Source organism: Streptomyces sp. BE303, from assembly GCF_036290945.1.
Taxonomy (GTDB): Bacteria; Actinomycetota; Actinomycetes; order Streptomycetales; family Streptomycetaceae; genus Kitasatospora.
In genome coordinates this window covers 15321-35468 of record NZ_JAQYWZ010000468.1, presented here as the reverse complement: position 1 = coordinate 35468, position 20148 = coordinate 15321, and the positions used below count along the sequence as shown (strand labels likewise).

Below are 20148 nucleotides of genomic sequence, written 5' to 3'. Positions count from 1 at the left end.
ACGCCGGTCGCCTCACGCCGGGCCCGGGCGGCGGCCTCGGCGCCTGGCCCTGGTCCGCGTCCGACCCCACCGCGCACCCCGGCGCACCCCCGTGCGGTGCCTCCGGTGCGTCCCCGCTCCTGCCCACGGCCCCGCGGGCAGCCACTACCGCCCCGCGCGCGGATCCGGGATGATCGGCGAAGGCGAACCGACGGGGGGCGGCGGCGCACATGGCACGGCGACGGCACACGGGCGGGCGTCCCGGCGCAGTGGACCTCGACGGCCCCAGGCCCTGGGCCCGACCGGTGGAGACCGGCGCGGAATCGGTGACGCCGGAGGAGCGGGCCGGGACCGACACCCAGCGACACACCGGCACCGAGCGGCGCGCCGCGGACGGGGCCGACGCCCCCGACGCGGGGATCCTGTACCCCGTCGTCGGTGTGATCGTCACCGACCCGGACGGACGGATCCTGCTCGTCCGCCGCTCCCCGGACGAGATCCCGGCCGGGATCTGGGAGATCCCCGGCGGCAGCGTCGACGAGGGCGAGGACGTCGAGGACGGCGCCCGGCGCGAACTCGCCGAGGAGACGGGCATCGCCGGTGCCGAGTTCACGGGATACGCCGGGGCCGTCGACTTCACGACCGTCCACGGCCTCCGTGCGCGCCGGCACGTCTTCACCGCCCGGGTCCCCGCCGGGCAGCCGGTCGCCCTCAGCGACGAGCACGACCGCTTCACCTGGGCGGCACCGGGCGACGAACGGGTCGCCGCGCTCCGCACCCCGCGCCCCTGACCGGCGGCGGCGCACCCGTCCGCGCCGCCGGGCGTCAGGAAGGCGTCAAGGACGGGCCGGTGGGCGTAGACCGTGCGTCAAGGGGGCGGCGCCCGGCCCGCGGCGGGTCTCCACTGGAACTGCGGGCGCCCGACCGGTGCCCGCGACCCCACCGGAAGGACGCCCCCCATGAGTGAGATCCAGGCCGTCGCCACCGCCGTCACCGTCGCGAGGCCGCCGTACGGGACCGGCCGGAACGTCCCGGCGCGCCGTGCCGACCGGGCTCCGGTCCGTGAGATCCGCCCGGTCCGGGGCGAGGGCGAGGGCGCGGACACGGGCGCGGGGCCGACGTCGGGTCCGGGCGCGGACGAGGCCGTGGACGCCGACCGGCGGCCGCGCGGGCGTGCGGCGCACTGCCGGATCGCCATGTGGTACGTCGACTGACGCCGTCCGCAGCCCCCCGCGAGGCCCGCCCCGCCGCACCCCGAGACCCTGACAGCAGGAGCCGCACGCCATGACGAAGCAGGTCACCGCCCCGTTCACCGCCCCTGCCACCGCCCCGTTCGCGGTCCCGCTCGCGGCCCTCCCCGCGCCCGGCGCCGCTCCGGCCGCCGCTTCCGTCCGACCCTCCGGCCCCTCGGCGGTCGGCCGGACGGGAGCGGCCGAAGCGGTCGGCACCGGACCCTGGCCGGCCTCGGCGCGCCCGGGACGCGGCGGGGACCTGACGGTCGGGGGCGTGTCCCTGGCCGAGGCCGCCGACCGCTTCGGCACCCCCCTCTACGTCCTGGACGAGGCCGAGGTGCGTGCCCGTGCCCGCGCCTTCCGGCAGGCCCTGCCGCAGGCCGACGTGCTCTACGCGGCCAAGGCCTTCCTGTGCAGCGCGATGGCCGACTGGGTCTCCGAGGAGGGGCTCGGGCTGGACGTCTGCTCGGCCGGTGAGCTCCGGCTGGCGGTCGCGGCGGGCTTCCCGGCCCGGCGGATCGTGCTGCACGGCAACGCCAAGACCCCGGAGGAGCTGAGGCTCGCCCGCCGCCTCCGGGTCGGCCGGATCGTCATCGACGGGCCCTCGGAGATCTCCCGGCTGGCGGCCCTGGTGGCGGCGGACACCCCGCAGCGGGTGCTGGTCCGCGTGGTCCCCGGGATCGCCGCCGGTCACCACGAGGCCGTGCGCACGGGCGTCGGCGGCCAGAAGTTCGGCTTCCCGATCGACGGCGGCGACGCGGCGGACGCCGTCGCCCGGGTGCTGGCCCAGCCCGGCCTCGACCTCGCCGGCCTCCACTGCCACCTGGGTTCCCAGATCACCGAGGTCGAGCCCTACCTCGCCGCCGTGGACACCGTCGTGCGGTTCCTGGCCGGGGTACGGGCCCGCCACGGCGTCGAACTGCCCGAGCTGGACCTCGGCGGCGGCCACGGCATCCGGTACCTGCCGGGGGACGACGAGCTCGACCCCGCGGACTTCGCCGACCGGGTGACCGCCCGGCTGGCCGCCCGCTGCGCCGAGTCCGGCCTCGCCGTGCCGCGTCTGGTGGTCGAGCCGGGCCGCGCGATCGTCGGGCCGGCCGGGGTGGCGGTCTACCGCGTGCTGTCGGTGAAGCACACCGCCGACGGCCGGGTCTTCGCCGCCGTCGACGGCGGCATGAGCGACAACCCGCGGCCCTCGCTCTACGGCTCGCGCTACACCGTCCGTCTGGTGGGCCGGTCCTCCGACGCCCCGCCGGCCCGGGCCGACGTGGTCGGTCGGCACTGCGAGGCGGGCGACGTCCTGGTCCGGGACGCCCGGCTGCCCGCCGACCTGCGCGCCGGTGACCTGCTGGCCGTCCCGGCGGCCGGCGCGTACCAGCTCTCGATGGCCTCCGGCTACAACCTGGTCGGCCGCCCGGCCGTCGCCGCGGTCCGTGACGGCCGGGCCCGCCTGCTGATCCGCCGGGAGACGGTCGAGGACTTCCGGGCCCGTGAGGTCGGCCGCTGACCTGCGGGCCGCGTGCCTCCGCCGCCGTCCCGGGACCCCCCGTCTCCCGGGCGGGAGCGGCCCGCTGCCGTCGCCGCCCGGGCCGGTCCGGTCGGGCGACATCGGATTCGTCTGATTACCAGCCCGATCAGCGGGCAGGCGCTCCGACGGTACGGAACTGCTGTGCCGCTCGATTCGGAAGGAGACTGTTGTGAGCACCGTGAAGGAGTCCATCGACGTGGACGTCCCGCTGCACAACGCCTACAACCAGTGGACGCAGTTCGAGGAGTTCCCGCGCTTCATGGACGGAGTCGAGGAGGTCCGCCAGACGGACGACCGGCACTGCCACTGGACGACGAAGGTCGCAGGCGCCCGCCGCGAGTTCGACACCGAGATCGTCGACCAGCTCCCCGACGAGCGGATCGCATGGCGCACGGTGGGCGGTGACGTCCAGCAGATGGGCGTCGTGACGTTCCACCGCATCGACGACTCGCACACCACGGTGAGTCTGGCCATGGAGTTCGAGCCGCACGGCATGGCCGAGAAGGCCGGCGCGATGCTCGGCGTCCTGGACCGGCAGGTCAAGGGCGACCTGAAGCGCTTCAAGGGCTTCATCGAGGAGCGGGGCCGGGAGACCGGCGGCTGGCGCGGCCGGCTGGCGCCGGACGGCAGCGGCGGCCCGGTCGGCGGCGCGGACACCCCGGCCGCCGGTGGCGGCCCGGTCGGCGGGATCGGCGACGCGCCCGTGCGGGAGACGCCTCAGGCCCGGATGACCGGCGAGGGCGCACCGCCCGCCCCCGCGCCCGACGGCCGGGACGACCCCCGCCGGGGCTGACGCCGGCGGCGTCAGGACACCCGCGCCCGCACGACCACGTTTCCAAGGATGGACGGGCGGCCACCGATCGGTGGCCGCCCGTCCCGGAAGGACCGGTGGAGGATGACCGAGTTCGGCGCCGCCCGCTCCGGTGAGGAGTGCGCCCCGGCCCGGAGCACGGCAGGGACTGCGGCAGGGACCCGGCGGGCGCCGCGCGGCGCCCGCCGGGTCCGCTCGCGGTGGACGGGAGGGCGAGGGACATGACGCTCTCCCACCCCGCCACCCGAGGTGAGGACGGCGAGCGCGGCCGGTTCGAGCGGCTCGCCGAGAACGCCTCCAACCTGACCGGCTCGCCGGCGTTCTCCGTGTTCTGCGTCGTGCTGGTGGCCGCCTTCTTCGCGGTCCACGCGGCGGGTCTGTCGACGGAGTGGCAGATCCTCGTCGGCGACACGATGGCCGCGGTCACGCTGCTGTTGCTGGCGCTGCTCAAGAACGCCGAGCGGCGCGCCGAGCACGCCGTCCAGCGCAAGCTCGACGCGATCGCCGCCGCCCTCCTCGAACAGCACGAGGGCCACGAGGGGGAGGCCCACCGGCAGCTCCGGAAGGCGATCCGCATGGAGGAACGCCTCTGACGCCCGCTCCGCCGACCCCTCCGGACAGCCGACGTCGCCGGACGTCGGTGCCGTCGGTGCCGGTGCCCCCGCAGTCGGGGGCACCGGCATCCGGCGTTCCCGCGCGTCAGCCCCGGGCGGTCAGCGGCGCGTAGGCGTCCGGGCGGCGGGTGGAGTTGAACGGGAAGAGTTCGAGCCAGTCGTGGCGCTGGTCGAGGTCGAGGTCGGCGACCAGGACGGCGGCCTCGTCGCGCGGGGCCTGCGCGAGAACGCGGCCGTAGGGGTCCACGATGAAGGAGCTGCCGTAGAAGGTGAGCTCGCCCTCGACGCCGGTGCGGTTGGGGACGATCATGAACGTGGCGTTGGCGATGGCGTTGCCGGTGATGACCTTCTGCCACAGCGGCTGGGTGTCGAAGCCGGGGTGGCCGGGCTCGGAGCCGATGGCGGTGGGGTAGATGAGGGCGTCGGCGCCGGCGAGGGAGTAGGCGCGGGCGAGCTCGGGGAACCACTGGTCCCAGCAGGTGGGCATGCCCACGGCGGCGCCGCCGACCTCGGCCAGCGGGAACGCGTCGTCGCCGGCGGGGCCCTGGCGGAACCAGGTGTCCTCGTAGTAGCCCTCGGTCACGGGGATGTGGAGCTTGCGGGTGCGCTGCACCAGGGTGCCGTCGGGTGCCACCAGGATCGCGGTGTTGTAGCCGAGGCCGTCGGGGCCCTCCGGGCCGTCGGCCTTCTCGAACAGCGAGGCGTGGACGTGCAGGCCGTGCTCGCGGGCCGCGGCCGCGGCGAAGGCGAAGGTCGGACCGGTCAGCAGGTCCTCGGGCTCGACGGCCTGCGGGTGGTCCGCCTGGCGCAGGACGGCGAAGTACGGGGAGAGCGTCAGCTCCTGGAGCGCGACCAGGCTCGCGCCCTGCTCGGCGGCCAGGCGGATGCCCTCCAGCAGACCGGCGCGGTGCTGTTCCGGGTCCTGGTGCCAGCGCTGCTGGACGACGGCCACCCGCAGGGCGGCGCGCTGCGGGGCGCGGGTGCGGGCCGGGGAGGCCGGCGGCCTCGTCGCCGCCGTGCCGGAACGTTCCGGCACGGGGAAGAGTAGCCATGCCGGAACGTTCCGGCAATACGCGCCGGAGACCGCCCGCCGTGCCCCGGCCGGCGAACGGGATCGAGGGCGGGCCCGAGGTGGGGAGCGCGCCCCGAGGCGGTGTCTAGACTTCCGGGCTGTGACCAGCCAACCTGTGACCCTGTTCGACGTGGCCCGGGCGGCCGGGGTGTCCAAGAGCACGGCCTCCGACGCGCTGCAGGGCTCCGGCAGGGTCGCGGAGGCCACCCGTGAACGCGTCCGGGCGGCGGCCCGCGAGCTCGGCTACCGCCCCAACTCGGCCGCTCGCAGCCTCCGCCGCTCCAGCACCGGGGCGATCGGCCTGCACCTGCCGCGGACGGCGACGCGCCTGGAGTACTACATGAACCTGGCGTTCGGCGCGGTCGAGCGGGCCAGGGAGGACGGACTGGACCTCGTCCTGCTGGCCCCGGGGACGGCGTCCGGCGGCGGACTCGCCGCGCGGGTGGACGGCCTGCTGGTGATCGACCCCGAGGTCGACGACCCGGAGGTCCCGTACCTGCTGGGCTCCGGCGTGCCGGTGGTGACGGGGGAGCGCTACCTGGGCGGCGGCGTCGCCCCCAGCGGCGCGGTGGTGTGCGACAACGCCGCCTCGCTCGCCTCGCTGCTCGATCACCTCGCGGCGCGCGGAGCACGCCGCCCGGCGCTGCTGGCCCCCGGCCCGGGGTCCGACTGGGCCGCGGCGCTGCGGGCCGCCGCCGCCGACTGGACCCGGCAGCAGGGCGTCGAGGTCACGGTGCGGACGGTCCCGTTCGCGGCCACGCCCGCCGAGGCGGAGGCCGCCACCGCGGAGCTGCTCGCCGGCACCCCGGGCCTGGACGCGGTGGTGTGCGCCCCCGACGGCGCGGTGCCCGGCGTGCTGACGGCCGCGGCCCGGGCGGGCCTGCGGGTCGGCGCGGACCTGCTGGTGGCCGCGTGCGTCGACGGCCCCGCGGCGCGGGGGGCGAGCCCGCAGGTGACGGCGGTGGACCTGCGCGCGGCGCAGTACGGACGCGCGTGCGCGGAGCTGCTGAGCGATCTGCTGGCGGGAGCGGCGGTCCCCGGCGTGGTGCGCCGGCACGACTGGGCACTGCGCGTCCGGGCGTCCACCGCCGGCCACGGCTGACCGGCCGCCCCCAGCCGGCACCGACCGGACCTACCGCTCCGTCGTGGTGCCGGGGCGGGCGGGGAGCGGCCGGGGGACCGTGCGCAGCCAGGCGCGGGCGGCCCGGGCCGAGGTGAGGTGGACCAGCGTCAGCCCGGGGTTGGCGGCGAGGCGGTCCAGGGTCCGTCGGCGGTACGCGGAGTGCTGGCTCCAGGCCCGGCGGATCGGGTGCTCCGGGTCGCGCCACTCCCGGAAGTGCTCCCGGTTGCCGTTCCACAGCTCGCGGCGGGTGAGCGCACGGGCGAGCGAGCGGCGCAGGACGCGGTGCATGACGGTGTACCGGGGCAGGTCGAGCCAGACGTAGGTGTCGGCCCGGGTGGTCAGCAGATCCCCGAGCAGCCCGGTGTACTGGTCCTCGGTGACCCAGCGGGCGGTGTGCGCGAACGCCTCGACGTCGGAGCGGAACGCGGGCCGCGGGGTCCAGTTCGGCCCGTGGTGCAGGGCGTCCAGTTCGTACTGCGGCAGGCCGAGCCGCGCGGCCAGCCGCCCCGCCGCCGTCGTCTTGCCCGCACCCGGGATGCCCGCGACCAGTACCCGCTCCACGGCCGTCACCCTAGTCCGTGGAGCGCGGACCCCGTACACTGCCGGGCCCGGCGGCCTGGTCGGCGGAGCGCCCCGAAGGGCAGGATTCGCGTCACGGTGCTGCACCGTGCGAATCGCGTTCGATAGGTTGGGGCCGGCGTGCGCAACCGAGTCCGCGGAGGGGTTCTCTCGATGACCGATCAGACGGTCCACCACCTGTTCTCCTACGGGACGCTCCAGCTCCCCGGGGTCCAGCTCGCCCGGTTCGGCCGGCGCCTCGACGGGCGGCCGGACGCGCTGCCGGGCTTCCGCCTGACCTCCATCGCGATCACGGACCCGGAGGTGATCGCGGCCAGCGGCACCGACCGCCACCCCCTGGTGGTGGCCTCCGCCGAGGGCGGCGACGCGGTGGAGGGCAGCGTCTTCGCCCTCACCGACGCCGAGCTCGCCGCGGCGGACGACTACGAGGTCGACGACTACGCCAGGACCGAGGTCGTCCTGCGGTCCGGCACCAGGGCCTGGGCCTACCTCGACGCCGGCCCCCGGGACCTCACGGCCCCCTGAGCGGGGACCGCACGCCGAGGATGTCGCCCCGGACGGGGCGCGGACCGGCCGCCGCTGCGCTCACGGCGGCCCGGAGCACGTGTGCGATCCGGTTAACTCCCCGATCCACGGGCCGTGACAAGGCGGTAACGCGGCCTTCCTAGGGTCACGATCGTGGGAGTTTCCCACCGCTTGGTCCTTCGGGAGGGAGTCTCGGTGACGACGCCAGGTTCGAAGGCGGACAGCGTGCGGACGGTCTGCTCGTACTGCGGCGTCGGCTGCGGCATCGTGCTCGACATCGGCCGGGACGCCGTCAGCGGCCGGCGCACCGTCGTGAAGGCGGTCGGGGACCGGAAGCACCCGGCGAACCGCGGGCGGCTCTGCACGAAGGGCGCGACCGGCGCCGAGCTGATGGCCGCCTCCGGGCGGGCCACCAGGGCCCTGGTCCGTGCCGAGCGCGGCGCCGAGCCGGCCGAGGCGGACGTCGACGAGGCGATCACGGCGGTGGCCGGACGCCTGCGGGCGATCCTGGACCGGCACGGCCCCGACGCGCTCGCCTTCTACGTCTCCGGGCAGATGTCCCTGGAGGCGCAGTACCTGGCGAACAAGCTCGCCAAGGGGTTCGTGCGGACCCACCGGATCGAGTCGAACTCCCGGCTCTGCATGGCCTCGGCCGGCACCGGTTACAAGCTGTCGCTCGGCGCGGACGGCCCGCCCGGCTCGTACCAGGACTTCGACCACGCGGACGTGTTCCTCGTCATCGGCTCGAACATGGCCGACTGCCACCCGATCCTGTTCCTGCGGATGATGGACCGGATCAGGTCGGCCGGGGCGAAGCTCGTCGTCGTCGACCCGCGGCGCAACGCCACCGCCGACAAGGCCGACCTGTTCCTGCAGATCCGGCCGGGGACCGACCTCGCCCTGCTGAACGGACTGCTGCACCTGCTGGTGGCGAACGGCCACACCGACGAGGCGTTCATCGCGGAGTTCACCGACGGCTGGGAGGCGATGCCCGCCTTCCTGGCGGACTACCCGCCGGCGAGGGTCGCCGAGATCACCGGGATACCGGAGACCGACATCCGGCAGGCCGCGCAGTGGATCGGTGCGGCGGGGGAGTGGACGAGCTGCTGGACGATGGGCCTCAACCAGTCCACCCACGGCACCTGGAACACCAACGCCCTGGTCAACCTGCACCTGGCGACCGGTGCGATCTGCCGCCCCGGCAGCGGCCCGTTCTCGCTGACCGGCCAGCCCAACGCGATGGGCGGCCGGGAGATGGGGTACATGGGCCCGGGCCTGCCCGGCCAGCGATCGGTTCTCGTGGACGCCGAGCGGGCCTTCGTCGAGGACCTGTGGGGGATCGGGGCGGGCACCCTGCGCACCGACGTCGGGCGCGGCACGGTCGAGATGTTCGAGCAGATGGCCGCCGGTGACGTCAAGGCGTGCTGGATCATCTGCACCAATCCGGTGGCCTCCGTCGCCAACCGCAGGACCGTCATCGCCGCCCTGGAGGCCGCGGAACTGGTCATCACCCAGGACGTGTTCACGGAGACCGAGACCAACGCGTACGCGGACGTGGTGCTGCCCGCCACGCTGTGGGCCGAGTCCGACGGCGTCATGATCAACTCGGAGCGGAACCTCACCCTCGTCCAGGGCGTCGTCGACCCGCCCGGGCAGGCCCTGCCCGACTGGCAGCTGATCGCCCGGGTGGCCTGCGAGATGGGCTTCGCCGACGCCTTCACCTACGCGAGCGCCGAGGAGGTCTTCGAGGAGCTCAAGCGGGCCTGGAACCCGGCGACCGGCTGGGACCTGCGCGGCGTCGACTACCGGCGGCTGCGCGAGACCCCGGTGCAGTGGCCGGCGCCGTCCCCGGACGGCAGCGACCGCAACCCGATCCGCTACCTCAACGACGGCGTCAGCCAGACCCTGCTGGAGCGGGCGGACGGCACCCGCCCCCGGTTGGCGTTCCCCACCGCCGACGGCCGGGCCCGGTTCTTCGGCCGCCCGCACCTGCCCGCCGCCGAACTCCCCGACGACGACTACCCGTTCGTCCTCAACACCGGCCGCCTCCAGCACCAGTGGCACACCCTCACCAAGACCGGAAGGGTCGGCAAGCTCAACCGGCTGAACCCCGGTCCCTTCGTCGAGCTCCACCCGGAGGACGCCGCCGCGATGGGCGCGGAGGAGGGGGACCACGTCGAGGTCGCCTCCCGGCGGGGCCGCGCCGTCCTGCCCGCCGTCGTCACCGACCGGGTCCGCCCCGGCAACTGCTTCGCGCCGTTCCACTGGAACGACCTCTTCGGCGAGTACCTCGGCATCAACGCCGTCACCAACGACGCCGTCGACCCGGTCTCCTTCCAGCCCGGGTTCAAGGCCTGCGCCGTGGCGCTGCGGGTGGTACCGGCCCCGGTGCCCGCGGACTCCGTTCCGGGGACGGCGGTGTCGGGGCCCGCCGTCCCGCCGCAGGCCCCGGCCGCCCCGCCGCCGGGTGTCGGCGCCGTCCCGGGCGTCGACGCGGGGCCGGGGGCGGCGGTGGAGGGGGACAGGGCCGGTGCCCTGCCCGCCCTGGCCGCGCTGCTCGGCATCGAGCACCTCGCGCCGCCGGTGCTCACCGAACCGGAGCGCCGCTACCTGTCCGGCTTCCTCGCCGGGGTCGCGCTGGCGCCGCCCGGCGGCGTGCCGGTGCTGCCGGCCGACGCGCCGTTCGCCCCGGAGACGGCGCGGTGGGTGGACGGCCTGCTGGCCGGGGCGTTCTCCCGGACGGCGACTCCCGCCGCGCCCGCCCCCGCCGCCCCGCTCCGCGGGCCGGCCGGCGCCGCCCCCGAACCCGTCCGGGCCCGGGAACTGCTCGTCCTGTGGGCCTCGCAGACCGGCACCGCCGAGGAGTTCGCCGCCGGGGCCGCCGCCCGGCTGGCCGAGGCGGGCCGCCCCCCGGCCCTGCTCGCCATGGCCGACACCACGCCCGGACGGCTCACCGCGGGCACCGACCTGCTCATCGTCACCAGCACCTTCGGCGACGGTGACGCACCCGACAACGGCGCCGACTTCTGGCAGGCGCTGGCCGACGGCGGCGCGGCCCGGCTGGACGGCGTGCGGTACTCCGTCCTCGCCTTCGGCGACTCCAGCTACGACGACTTCTGCGGCCACGGGCGGCGCCTCGACGAACGGCTCGCGGAGCTCGGCGCCACCCGCCTGCACCCGCGGACCGACTGCGAGGCGGACGACGACGAGGCCGCCGGGACGTGGCTGGAGCAGGTCACCGGCGTGCTCGCCGCTCCCCCCGCCGCTCCCCCCGTCGGCCCCCTTCCCGGCTCCGTCGCCGACGCGGGCGGCCGGCCGGCCCCCGCCGGGCCGTCCGCCGCCGGGCCGTCCGTCACGGCGGGCGGCGCACCGGAGCCTCCCGCGCCCGCCGCCGCGACGGCCCCCGCCGTACCGCCCGCAGCCGCGTCCGCCGCCCTGCTCTCCACGGACCGGGCCGCCGCGCCGGCCGGCCCCTCGAAGGCGTCCCCCTTCACCACCCTCCTGATCGGCAACCGGGTGCTGAGCCTGCCCGGGGCGCAGAAGGAGGTGCGGCAGTTCGCGTTCGACACCCACGGCGGCAGGCTCGCCTACGAGGCCGGTGACGCCCTCGGGGTGTGGCCGGCCAACGGGTCCGGGCTGGTCGCGGAGTGGCTCGCGCTGACGGGCCTCGACGCGGAGCGGGGCGTGACCCTGCCCGGGGTCGGCGACCTCCCCCTCGGCGAGGCCCTGCGGACCCGGCTCGACATCACCCGCATCACCCCGGACCTGCTCGGCTTCGTCGCCGAGCGCACCGGCGACCGCGACCTCAAGCGGCTGCTGCGGCCGGACAACAAGGGCGAGCTGGCGCGGTGGAGCTGGGGCCGGCAGGCCGCCGACGTGGTCGCGGCCTTCCCGGTCCGGGCGAGCGCCGCCGAGTGGGCCGGCGTGCTCCGGCGGCTCCAGCCCCGGCTGTACTCCGTCTCCTCCAGCCCGCTGGCGCACCCCGGCGAGGTGCGCCTCACGGTGTCCGTGGTCCGCTACACCAACGACCTCGGCCGCGACCGCAACGGCGTCTGCTCGACCTACCTCGCCGACTGCGCCGACGACGGCCCGGTGCAGGTGTTCGTCCAGCGCTCCCCGCACTTCCGCCCGCCGGTCTCCTCCACGACGCCGATGATCATGGTGGGTCCCGGCACCGGCGTCGCGCCGTTCGTCGGCTTCCTGGAGGATCGGCGGGCCCGGGGCCACACCGGCGCGAACTGGCTGTTCTTCGGCGAGCAGCGCGAAGCCACCGACTTCTACTACCGGGAGGAGCTGGAGGCGTTCCGCGCCTCCGGTCACCTGGACCGCCTCGACGTCGCCTTCTCGCGCGACCAGCGCAACAAGGTCTACGTCCAGGACCGGATGCGCGAGCACGGGCCGCGCCTGTGGCGGTGGCTCCAGGACGGTGCCCACGTCTACGTCTGCGGCGACGCCGGCCGGATGGCCAAGGACGTCGACCGGGCGTTGCGGGAGATCGTCGCCGCCCACGGCGGGATGGACGAGGAGTCGGCCGCCGGGTACGTCCGGCAGCTGGCGGGCGACAAGCGCTACGTCCGGGACGTCTACTGATCCCCGCTCGGCCGGTAGGGGCTGTGCATGGTGAGGAAGCGGATGTCGAGGTCGGTCTCCAGGTAGTCCATCCGCCGCTCCCAGAAGGCCCGCATGTGGGGCAGGGCGAGGTGGGCGTCGAGGTCGGCCTCGGAGCGCCAGGCCTCGTAGAAGACGAAGACGCCGGGCTCCTGGCGGTCCTCGTGGAAGTGGTACTCCAGGCAGCCGGACTCCTGCCGGGTGGGTTCGACGAACGAGAGCAGGAGCTCCTTCAGCTCCTCGGCGCGTTCGGGCCTGGGGCGGGCGGTGCCGACGAGCGTGAACGGCTGGGACATGCGGGGTTCCCCCTCCGGGAGGTCCTGGGACAGGCATAGGTACAGGAAATCTCGTACCTGGGCGACGCTAGCCGACCCGCAGGTACGATGCAATCCATACCTGGAGGGAGGTGTCCCGGATGCCCGACGACGAAGGCCACCCGAGCGTCGAGGAGATCGAGCTCGGCCCCGTGCTCTCCGCACTGGCGGATCCGCTGCGCCGCCGCGTGGTGCGCGAGCTGGCCACCGGACCCGACGGCGCCGCGCGGACGTGCAGCTCGTTCGCGCTGCCGGTCTCGAAGGCGACCGTCACGTACCACTTCCGCGCCCTGCGCGAGGCCGGGCTGATCCGGCAGGTCGACCGGGGCAACAGCCGGATGGCCTGCCTGCGCCGGGCCGACATCGAGCAGCGCTTCCCCGGGCTGCTGGGCATCGTGGCGGCCGAGCCGGAGGGGTGAGCGCGGGCGCGGGGAAGTCCCGTCCGGGCCGGCGCGCGTGACGTACGCTCACGCCGGGCCCGCGCCCGGGGCTCACACGAGGCGCGGCCGGGTCAGCGGGACGCCGTGGCGCGCCGGCGGGGGCGGACCATGACCCGTCGCAGGTCGCAGAGTTCGACGTCGAAGTTCTTCGCGGTGGTGCGCAGCCGGGAGAGCATCGCGTCCGGGCCGGTGATCCAGAGCCGGTCGACGCCCAGTTCGCGCAGCGACCGCGCGGTGTCCACCCAGCGGATCGGGCTGACGAACCCGTCGAGCAGCGCGGTCCGCAGCTCCGCGGGCCCGGTCAGGACGGCCCCGTCGTAGTAGGAGACGATCGGGATCCTGGGCGCCGCCAGGGTGTACCGCGCGTACACCTCCTCCATCCGGGCCCGGACCCCGGTGAACAGGGACGTGTGGGCGGGCGGGCGCATCGTGTAGAGCGAGTAGCCGCCGGCTTCGCTGATCGCCGACTTGAAGGCGGCCAGTTCCGCCTCGCGCAGCGACACCATGTGGAAGTCGGTGTCCATCCGGCCGGAGACGTCGTGCCACTCCAGGCCGCCCAGCAGCGGGTCGAGCCGCTCCTCGGGCACCCGGACGAACGAGTGGGTGACGATGTCGCGGTGCTCGGTGGCGAAGTACTCGCGCTCGACCCGGGCGATCTCGTCGACCAGCCGGACGGTGTCGGCGAACGGCAGCGCGCCCGTGTAGGCCAGGGCGGTCCGCTCCCCGAAGCTCGGGCCGGCGCAGTACTCGGGTGCGGCGCCGAGCCGCTGCTCCGCCCACTCCGCCAGGGCCAGGCACGCGACGAGCACCGCCACCTGGACCGGTTCGGCGTAGTCGTCGTCGGCCGGTGCGTCGGCCAGCGCGTCGGCGAGGCGGTAGCCGAGCGCCTCGTCGGCCTCGGCGAGCCGCCGGCGCGCGAGCGGATGGATCATCAGGAATGTGCCGAGCTCCTCGCGGCGGACCGGGGAGAGGGCCGGGAAGACGATCGCGGCGGTCATCGGGAGGCCTCCGTGGGTGCTCCGCCCCGCGGGGCGGAGCGGGAGCGGTCGACTGCGGTGCGGGGGAGGGGGAGCCGGTCCGACGCCCGCGCGGCGCCGCCGGAGGGAGCACCGCCGAGCGGCGCGCCGCCGGTCGGTGCCGCGCCCTCCGGGGCGGCGTGCGGGCCGCGGCTCACGAGTGGACCGGCTTCTGGGCGGCGGGCGGGGCGGCCAGCCTCTCCAGCGCCTTCCGGTCGGGCTTCCCGTTGCGGTTGAGCGGCAGCCGGTCCAGGACGACGACCCGGTTGGGCTGCTCGTAGGCCGGCAGGACCGCGCAGATCCGCTCCCGCCAGTGCGCGGCGTCCGCGCCGGTCTCGTCCTCGACGAAGAACACCAGGGAGCTGCCGCGCCGTTCGTCCGGGACCGCGATCACCTTGGCCGAGCAGCCCGCCTCGGCGATCCGCGCCTCGATCCGCTCGGGGTAGAGCGTGTAGCCCATCCGGTGCACGGCCAGCTTGCGACCGAGGACGGAGAGGTTGCCGTGCTCGTCCAGGCGCCCGAAGTCGCCGGTGCGCCGCCAGCCGCGGGCGACCGGGGCGAGGTCGCCGTCCGGGCCGAGGTAGCCCTCCATGAGCTCCGGCGAGTCGACCTCGATCTCGCCCGCCTCGAACGGGCCGAGCACCGCGCCCGCGTCGTCGACGATCCGCACGCCCATGCCGACGACGGGCCGGCCGGTGGCCACGGGGTTGTCCGCGGTCGCGAAGGCGACGTTGCCCAGCTCGGTGCTGCCGTAGCTGTCCAGCAGGGGCTTGCCGCACAGGTCGACGTACCGGTCGACCAGGGTGGGGTCCAGCGGGGCCGCGCCGCTGCAGAACAGCCGCACGCCGCGCAGGTCGGCCGTCGGGTCGGGGCGCCGGCTGACGATGTTCCAGATGCTGCGGTAGGTGGCCGGCGTCGCGTCGAGCACGGTGGCGCCGGTCCGGCCGGCCATGGCGACCGCCTGGTCGACCCGGCGGTACGGGGCGACCACCAGGGAGCAGCGGACCAGCCAGGCGATGAACACCATGGAGAGCCCGTACTGGTGGGAGAACGGCAGCAGCGGCAGCAGGACGTCGTCCGGGCGGTGGCCGATCTGGGCGGCGTTGCGCTCCAGGTTCCGCAGGAACCGCGCGCCGGTCTTCACCACGCCCTTCGGGACGCCGGTCGACCCGGAGGACCACATGATCAGCCCGTCCGGCAGCCCGCGCCAGAGGCCGAGGTCGAGCGGGCCGTCCAGCTCGGCGGGCGGCCGGGACCCGGCGGCGGCCAGCAGGTCCTGGACGAGGACGGTCCGGTCCCCGGCGGGCGGCAGCGCGCTGCCGTCCACGACGGTCAGCGAGGCCCGGGTCAGCCGGTGGATGCGGGTGGTCTCCTCGGCGGTGTCCTGGTGGTCGAGGAGCACGATCGAGGCGCCGGCGTGGGCGAGGCCGAGCAGCACGGTGATCCAGGCGGCCGAGTTGTCCGCCTTGAACAGCACGCGGGTTCCCGGCCGGACGCCGAGGTCGGCCAGGACCGCGGCGACGCCGACGGCCGATCGCTCCACGTCGGTCAGGGACTGGGCGGAGTCGGGTGCGAACACAGTGGCGGTCATCGGCGGATGCCGTCCTTCCGCGGGTGTCGGATGCAGGCGGGGTCAGATCAGCGGGAACTTCAGCTGGCCCGACGCGATCGGATTGACGTAGTCGGCGCTGGTCATCCCGGCCTTCTTCATCGCCAGGCCGGTCAGGCCCTCGAAGATGGCCCGGCGGGCGTTCATGGTGGTGGAGTAGCCGGGGTCGAGGTGCGGCGCGATCTCGACGACGTCCATCCCGATGACGTTGGTCTCCGCGCACAGCCGCCGGAAGGCCGGGAACAGCTCACGCGGGGTCAGTCCACCGGGCTCCGGCGTGCCGGTGCCGGGCGCGTAGGCGGGGTCGAGGACGTCGATGTCGAGCGACAGGTAGATGAACTCCGGGCCGTCGTGCACCTCTTCGATGACCTTGTCGAGCACCGCGTTGAAGCCCAGCCGCTCGATCTCGACCATGAAGTGGGTTCGCATGCCGTTGCGGCGCATCCAGTTGAACAGCGCGTCGTCCGGGCCGGTCGGCGTGCGCAGGCCGATCTGCACGAAGTTCTTGCCGGGGATCCGCTTCTCGTCGATCAGGCGCCGGAGCGGGGTGCCGTGGGTGACGCGGTGGCCGAAGATGTGCTCGTGGCAGTCGGGGTGGGCGTCGAAGTGCACCACGCCGATCTTGTCCGGTCCGTACAGGTCGGCGAGCGCGCCGACGCTGGCGATCATGAGCGAGTGGTCGCCGCCCAGGATGACCGGCACGGCCCCGACGTCCGCGACCTCGCGGACCGTCGCGGCGATCGACGGCAGCGACTTCTCGACACTGAAGATGTCGATCGCCGCGTCCCCGTAGTCGACCACCTTGAGGAGGTTGAACGGGCTCACCCGGGTGCTGGCGTTGACCAGGAGCTCGGGGGTGTTGAAGAGGTAGCGCTCGTCGGAGCGCAGTGCGCGCGGGCCGTAGGCGGCGCCGCGGTGGCCGGACGAGGAGTCCAGCGGGACGCCGAACACGGCGACGTCGACGCCGCCGGCGCGCAGGTCCTCCTGGTCGAGGCAGACCGGGACCCCCATGAAGGTGGGGATGCCGGTGTAGGCCGGCTGGAGGAAGTTGCGCCGGAGGTCGATCGGGCCGGGTGCGCGGGAGGGAGCCTGCGACCGGTCGATCGGAATGCGCCAGGAGTCTTCGGCATCGTTTTCCGTCACGCTGATTCCTTACCGTGGCCTGACCGTCAATTGGCTTTACGGCGATATCGTCAACACGCTCGCGGCGGCTTCCCAACGCCGACGGAAGGCTATTGAGCGGTGTTTAGCGGGCCAACCCCAGCGGATCCCCTATCGGGCGGAGGGTGGCAGGGGGTCGATTCGCCCGCAAGGCCCGAAGGGACAGGGTATGCCCCGATTTGCACCGGAGGCGCGGCCGCGGGGATCAGGGGCCCCGCGGAGCGGTGGTCCGCGGTTCGTCCAGGGAGCGTCGGAGGTGGTGGCGCGCCTGCGGAGGCGGCGCGACCGACCCCGTGAGCACCGCAACTCCCGTGCGGGGCAGGCCCAAACATCTGATGCCCTTTCGGGCACATGATTTTTTGTTCACATCGCGTACTCCATCGATTCAATGGGGGATCACCTTCCGAGGGGCATACTGAGGCCGTCGCACGAAGAGATCAAATGCATTTTTTACGGTGATAGCGGCGAAACATATCGATGCCACGTTCATTCGGCCGAATGTCGCGCCGTCTTTCTCGGGTGCGGCGGAGAGCCGCGGGCATCGGCGGATCGCCGGACCAATGGATGTGCCCTCGGGGAGGACCACGCAGGTGTTTGTCGAACGTCAGGAGCAGCTCGCCGGTTTCACGGCCGCGCTGGAGGATTGCCGAGCCGGAAACGGCCGGCTGCTGTCAGTCGTCGGCCCCATGGCCAGCGGGAAGACCACGCTGCTGCGCGCGTTCACGGAGCACGCCGAAGCGGCGGGGTTCCACGTCCTGTGGGCCACCGGCTCCCGGACCGAGCGGGAGCTGCCGCTGAGCCTGGTCAACCAGTTCTGCCACGGCTTCCCGTCCCCGACCGACCACACCGACCGGGCCGGACTGATCCGCGAGGTGCACAACGCGTCCGCGGCGCTGCTGGCCAACAGCGAGCGGGCGCCGCTGGTCGTCGCCGTCGACGACCTGCACCACGTCGACCCCCTCTCCCTGCACTGCCTGCTCTACCTGGTCCGGCGCATCCGCAACGCGCGGGTCCTCGTGGTGGTCAGCGGCCGCGACCTGACGGAGCCGACCGATCCGCAGCTGTACGCCGAGCTGATGGTGCTGGCGGCCGACAACCACATCGAGATCCCGCCGCTCTCCCGGCACGGCGTCGGCGAACTGCTCGCCGAGGCCTTCGGGACCCACCCGGCCGACCCGCTCGTCGACGCCTGTACCCGGGCGTCCGGGGGGAACCCGCTGCTGGCCCGGACGCTGATCGCGGACCTCCGCAGCGCCGGCGGGCCCGGCCTGGACCGGGACGGGCAGGTCGTCCCCGGCCGCGCCTACACCGCCGCGGCCCGCAGGTACGTCGAACGCTGCGAACCGGCGACGCGGCGCGTCCTCGCCGCCGCCGCCCTGCTGGACGGCCGCCCGCCGGCCGGCCTGCTCACCCTCGCCCGGCTGGCCGAGGTCGACACCGCGGCGGCCCGGCGGGAACTGTCCGGCCTGGAGAACGCGGGCCTGATCAGCGACGGCCGGCTCCCGCACCCGCAGGCCCGCCAGGCGGTGCTCGACCAGCTGCCGCCCGAAGCCCTGACCGACCTCCACCTGAGGGCGGCCCGGATCCAGTACGAGGGAGGGGCGGCGCCGCTCCCGGTCGCCCGCCACCTGCTGGCGGCCGGCCGGACACCGGCCTGGGCCGGCCCCGTCCTCGGCGCCGCCGCGGAGGAACTGCTCGGCAGCGGCGACGCGGACCTCGCCACCGCCCTGCTGCGGCTCGCGCACGACGGCGCGACCGACGAGGCGGAGCGCGTCGCGTTCAAGGTCGCGCTGCTCCGGGCGGAGTGGTGTACCGACCCGGCCTCCGCCGGGCACCGACTGGGACAGCTCACCGACGCCGTCCGGACCGGCCGGGTCGACGTCGCCGCACGCGTCACCACCGCGTACTGCCTGCTCTGGCTGGGGCGCACGGCCGAGACGGTCGAGGTGCTCGACGGCCTCGCCACGCTGGAGGCCGACACGGAGGAGCGCGCCAGGATCCGGCTCCTCACCGCATGGACCCGGTTCACCCACCCCGGCCTGCTCCGCGACGACCCGGCCGAACCCTGGGCACCGCAGCGCGCCGCCGAGACCGTGGTCAACACCAAGGAGGCGCTGGCCCAGGCCCTGGAGACCGTCCTGGTCAAGGGCCCGAACAGCGCGGCGGTGATCACGGCCGAACAGGCACTGCCCCGCTCGTCGGCCCGCGGCGACGCCCTGACCATGCACGTCGCGGCGCTCACCATCCTCATCTACGCCGACCAGCTCGAAACCGCGACCCAGTGGACCGACCGCCTGCTGACCCAGGCCCGCGAACGCGGCGTGTCGTCCATGGAGGGCATCCTGACGGCGATCCGCGCCGACATCGCGTACCGCTCCGGCCGGCTCGCCGACGCGCAGCGCCACGCCGAGGCCGCGCTCGCCACCATGTGCCGCGAGAGCTGGTCGACCGCGGTCGGCGGCCCGCTGGGCACCCTGCTGCTGGCGCTCACCGCACGCGGCCGGCTCGCCGAAGCCGCCCGCTACCTCGACGAGCCGGTCCCGGACGCGATGTTCGAGACCGTCTGGGGCCTGCACTACCTGCGGGCACGCGGCACCTACTACCTGGCGGCCGGTCAGCCGGAGGCCGCCCTGGACGACTTCACCACCTGCGGGGACCTGATGGCCCGCTGGAACCTCGACCTGCCGGCGCTCGCGCCCTGGCGCATCCACGCGGCCCGCGCGCACCTGGCCCTCGGCCGGCCGCAGCAGGCCCGTATGCTGGCCGAGAGCCAGCTGACCCAGCTGGGCCAGGAACCGAGCCGGACCAAGGCGGCGGCCCTGCGCGTGCTGGCCGCGGTCTCCCCGCTCGCCCAGCGCCCCACGCTGCTGCGCGAGGCCGCCGAGATGCTCCGCGGCTGCGGCGACCTGCTGGAGCTGGCCCACACGCTGGCCGACCTCAGCCAGGCCCAGCGCTCGCTCGGCGACTTCCACCGCGCCCGGATGACCGTCCGGCGGGCCTACGGCCTGGCCGGCGACTGCCAGGCCGACGGCCTGCGCCAGCGGCTGCTCCCCGACGTCGACGACGCGGCGCCGGAGGAGGCCGAGGAGTCCTACACGGAGGCCCTCAACTCGCTCAGCGACGCGGAGCGGAGGGTCGCCGTCCTGGCGGCCCAGGGCAACACCAACCGGCAGATCGCCAACCGGCTGCTGGTCACCCTGAGCACCGTCGAGCAGCACCTGACCAAGGTCTACCGCAAGCTCAGCGTGACCCGGCGGGCCGACCTCCTGGCGAAACTCGGGCCGAGGGTCAGCAACGTCGCGTGAGCTCCGCCGGCGGGCGGGCGGCCCGGTGGGCGGCCCGCCCGCCGGCCGGCTCCCGGGCTCGGCGAGGTGCCCGGCGGAGCACCCGCGTCGGGGTGCTCCGCCGGGCACCCACGAGGGGTCGACCGGCCGACGGGTGTCCACGCTCGGAGGCTAGACCCGGCGCCCACCGGGCCGAACCCCTAGCGGACCCCGGTCGGTCGGTGCCCGGACGGTCCGCGCACGACGTCCGCCG

15 protein-coding genes and 1 pseudogene are annotated in these 20148 nt (G+C 75.0%); 10 read left to right on the top strand and 6 right to left on the bottom strand.

What is annotated here, in order from left to right; genetic code table 11:
- Nucleotides 1–209 precede the first annotated feature (209 nt).
- From PUR56_RS09045 to PUR56_RS09025, 5 genes and pseudogenes are all read left to right on the top strand, one after another.
- Nucleotides 210–770, top strand: a complete 561-nt coding sequence (locus tag PUR56_RS09045) for an NUDIX hydrolase (protein WP_329948491.1) — start codon at nt 210–212, stop codon at nt 768–770.
- A 168-nt stretch (nt 771–938) separates the two neighbouring features.
- Nucleotides 939–1193, top strand: coding sequence for a hypothetical protein (locus tag PUR56_RS09040; protein ID WP_329948490.1), 255 nt, complete (start codon nt 939–941; stop codon nt 1191–1193).
- A gap of 70 nt (nt 1194–1263) precedes the next feature.
- Nucleotides 1264–2718 carry a diaminopimelate decarboxylase gene (lysA, locus tag PUR56_RS09035; RefSeq protein ID WP_329948489.1) on the top strand — a complete coding sequence of 485 codons (1455 nt, stop codon included), beginning with the start codon at nt 1264–1266 and terminating at the stop codon, nt 2716–2718.
- A 190-nt stretch (nt 2719–2908) separates the two neighbouring features.
- Nucleotides 2909–3361, top strand: a pseudogene (locus tag PUR56_RS09030) (SRPBCC family protein); the annotation flags it as partial.
- 410 nt (nt 3362–3771) lie between these two features.
- Nucleotides 3772–4143 carry a low affinity iron permease family protein gene (locus PUR56_RS09025; RefSeq protein WP_329881439.1) on the top strand — a complete coding sequence of 124 codons (372 nt, stop codon included), beginning with the start codon at nt 3772–3774 and terminating at the stop codon, nt 4141–4143.
- Nucleotides 4144–4249: 106 nt separating this feature from the next.
- Here PUR56_RS09025 and PUR56_RS09020 read toward each other — a convergent pair whose 3' ends face one another.
- Complete coding sequence (locus PUR56_RS09020) at nt 4250–5200, bottom strand: nitrilase-related carbon-nitrogen hydrolase (RefSeq protein ID WP_329948488.1); 951 nt, start codon at nt 5198–5200, stop codon at nt 4250–4252.
- A 136-nt stretch (nt 5201–5336) separates the two neighbouring features.
- On the opposite strand from PUR56_RS09020, the gene PUR56_RS09015 reads away from it, so the two are divergent.
- On the top strand, nt 5337–6338 hold the full coding sequence (locus PUR56_RS09015) for a LacI family DNA-binding transcriptional regulator (protein WP_329881437.1): 1002 nt from the start codon (nt 5337–5339) through the stop codon (nt 6336–6338).
- Nucleotides 6339–6368: 30 nt separating this feature from the next.
- Here PUR56_RS09015 and PUR56_RS09010 read toward each other — a convergent pair whose 3' ends face one another.
- A complete protein-coding gene (locus PUR56_RS09010) occupies nt 6369–6920 on the bottom strand; it encodes an adenylate kinase (RefSeq protein WP_329881436.1) in 552 nt (183 codons plus the stop codon).
- A 171-nt stretch (nt 6921–7091) separates the two neighbouring features.
- Here PUR56_RS09010 and PUR56_RS09005 point away from each other — a divergent pair, with 171 nt between their 5' ends.
- Nucleotides 7092–7463 (top strand): gamma-glutamylcyclotransferase family protein, encoded by a 372-nt coding sequence (locus PUR56_RS09005; protein ID WP_329948487.1) that lies wholly within the window; start codon nt 7092–7094, stop codon nt 7461–7463.
- A gap of 195 nt (nt 7464–7658) precedes the next feature.
- Nucleotides 7659–12053, top strand: coding sequence for a molybdopterin-dependent oxidoreductase (locus PUR56_RS09000; protein WP_329948486.1), 4395 nt, complete (start codon nt 7659–7661; stop codon nt 12051–12053).
- Here PUR56_RS09000 and PUR56_RS08995 read toward each other — a convergent pair.
- Complete coding sequence (locus PUR56_RS08995; protein ID WP_329881433.1) at nt 12047–12367, bottom strand: putative quinol monooxygenase; 321 nt, start codon at nt 12365–12367, stop codon at nt 12047–12049. The genes PUR56_RS09000 and PUR56_RS08995 overlap by 7 nt on opposite strands.
- Nucleotides 12368–12486: 119 nt before the next feature.
- Between PUR56_RS08995 and PUR56_RS08990 the strand changes: the two genes are divergently transcribed.
- Nucleotides 12487–12804: an ArsR/SmtB family transcription factor gene (locus PUR56_RS08990; RefSeq protein ID WP_329881432.1), complete on the top strand. Its 318-nt coding sequence runs from the start codon at nt 12487–12489 to the stop codon at nt 12802–12804.
- Nucleotides 12805–12896: 92 nt separating this feature from the next.
- Here the strand turns inward: PUR56_RS08990 and PUR56_RS08985 are convergent, their stop codons facing one another.
- The 3 genes from PUR56_RS08985 to PUR56_RS08975 all read right to left on the bottom strand — a co-directional run bounded on the left by PUR56_RS08985 (nt 12897) and on the right by PUR56_RS08975 (nt 16593).
- Nucleotides 12897–13823 (bottom strand): ACP S-malonyltransferase, encoded by a 927-nt coding sequence (locus PUR56_RS08985; RefSeq protein WP_329881431.1) that lies wholly within the window; start codon nt 13821–13823, stop codon nt 12897–12899.
- A 172-nt stretch (nt 13824–13995) separates the two neighbouring features.
- Nucleotides 13996–15432 (bottom strand): class I adenylate-forming enzyme family protein, encoded by a 1437-nt coding sequence (locus PUR56_RS08980; protein ID WP_329948485.1) that lies wholly within the window; start codon nt 15430–15432, stop codon nt 13996–13998.
- 42 nt (nt 15433–15474) lie between these two features.
- Nucleotides 15475–16593, bottom strand: a complete 1119-nt coding sequence (locus PUR56_RS08975; protein WP_329881429.1) for an agmatinase family protein — start codon at nt 16591–16593, stop codon at nt 15475–15477.
- Nucleotides 16594–17201: 608 nt separating this feature from the next.
- On the opposite strand from PUR56_RS08975, the gene PUR56_RS08970 reads away from it, so the two are divergent.
- Nucleotides 17202–19916, top strand: coding sequence for an ATP-binding protein (locus PUR56_RS08970; protein WP_329948484.1), 2715 nt, complete (start codon nt 17202–17204; stop codon nt 19914–19916).
- Nucleotides 19917–20148: the final 232 nt, after the last annotated feature.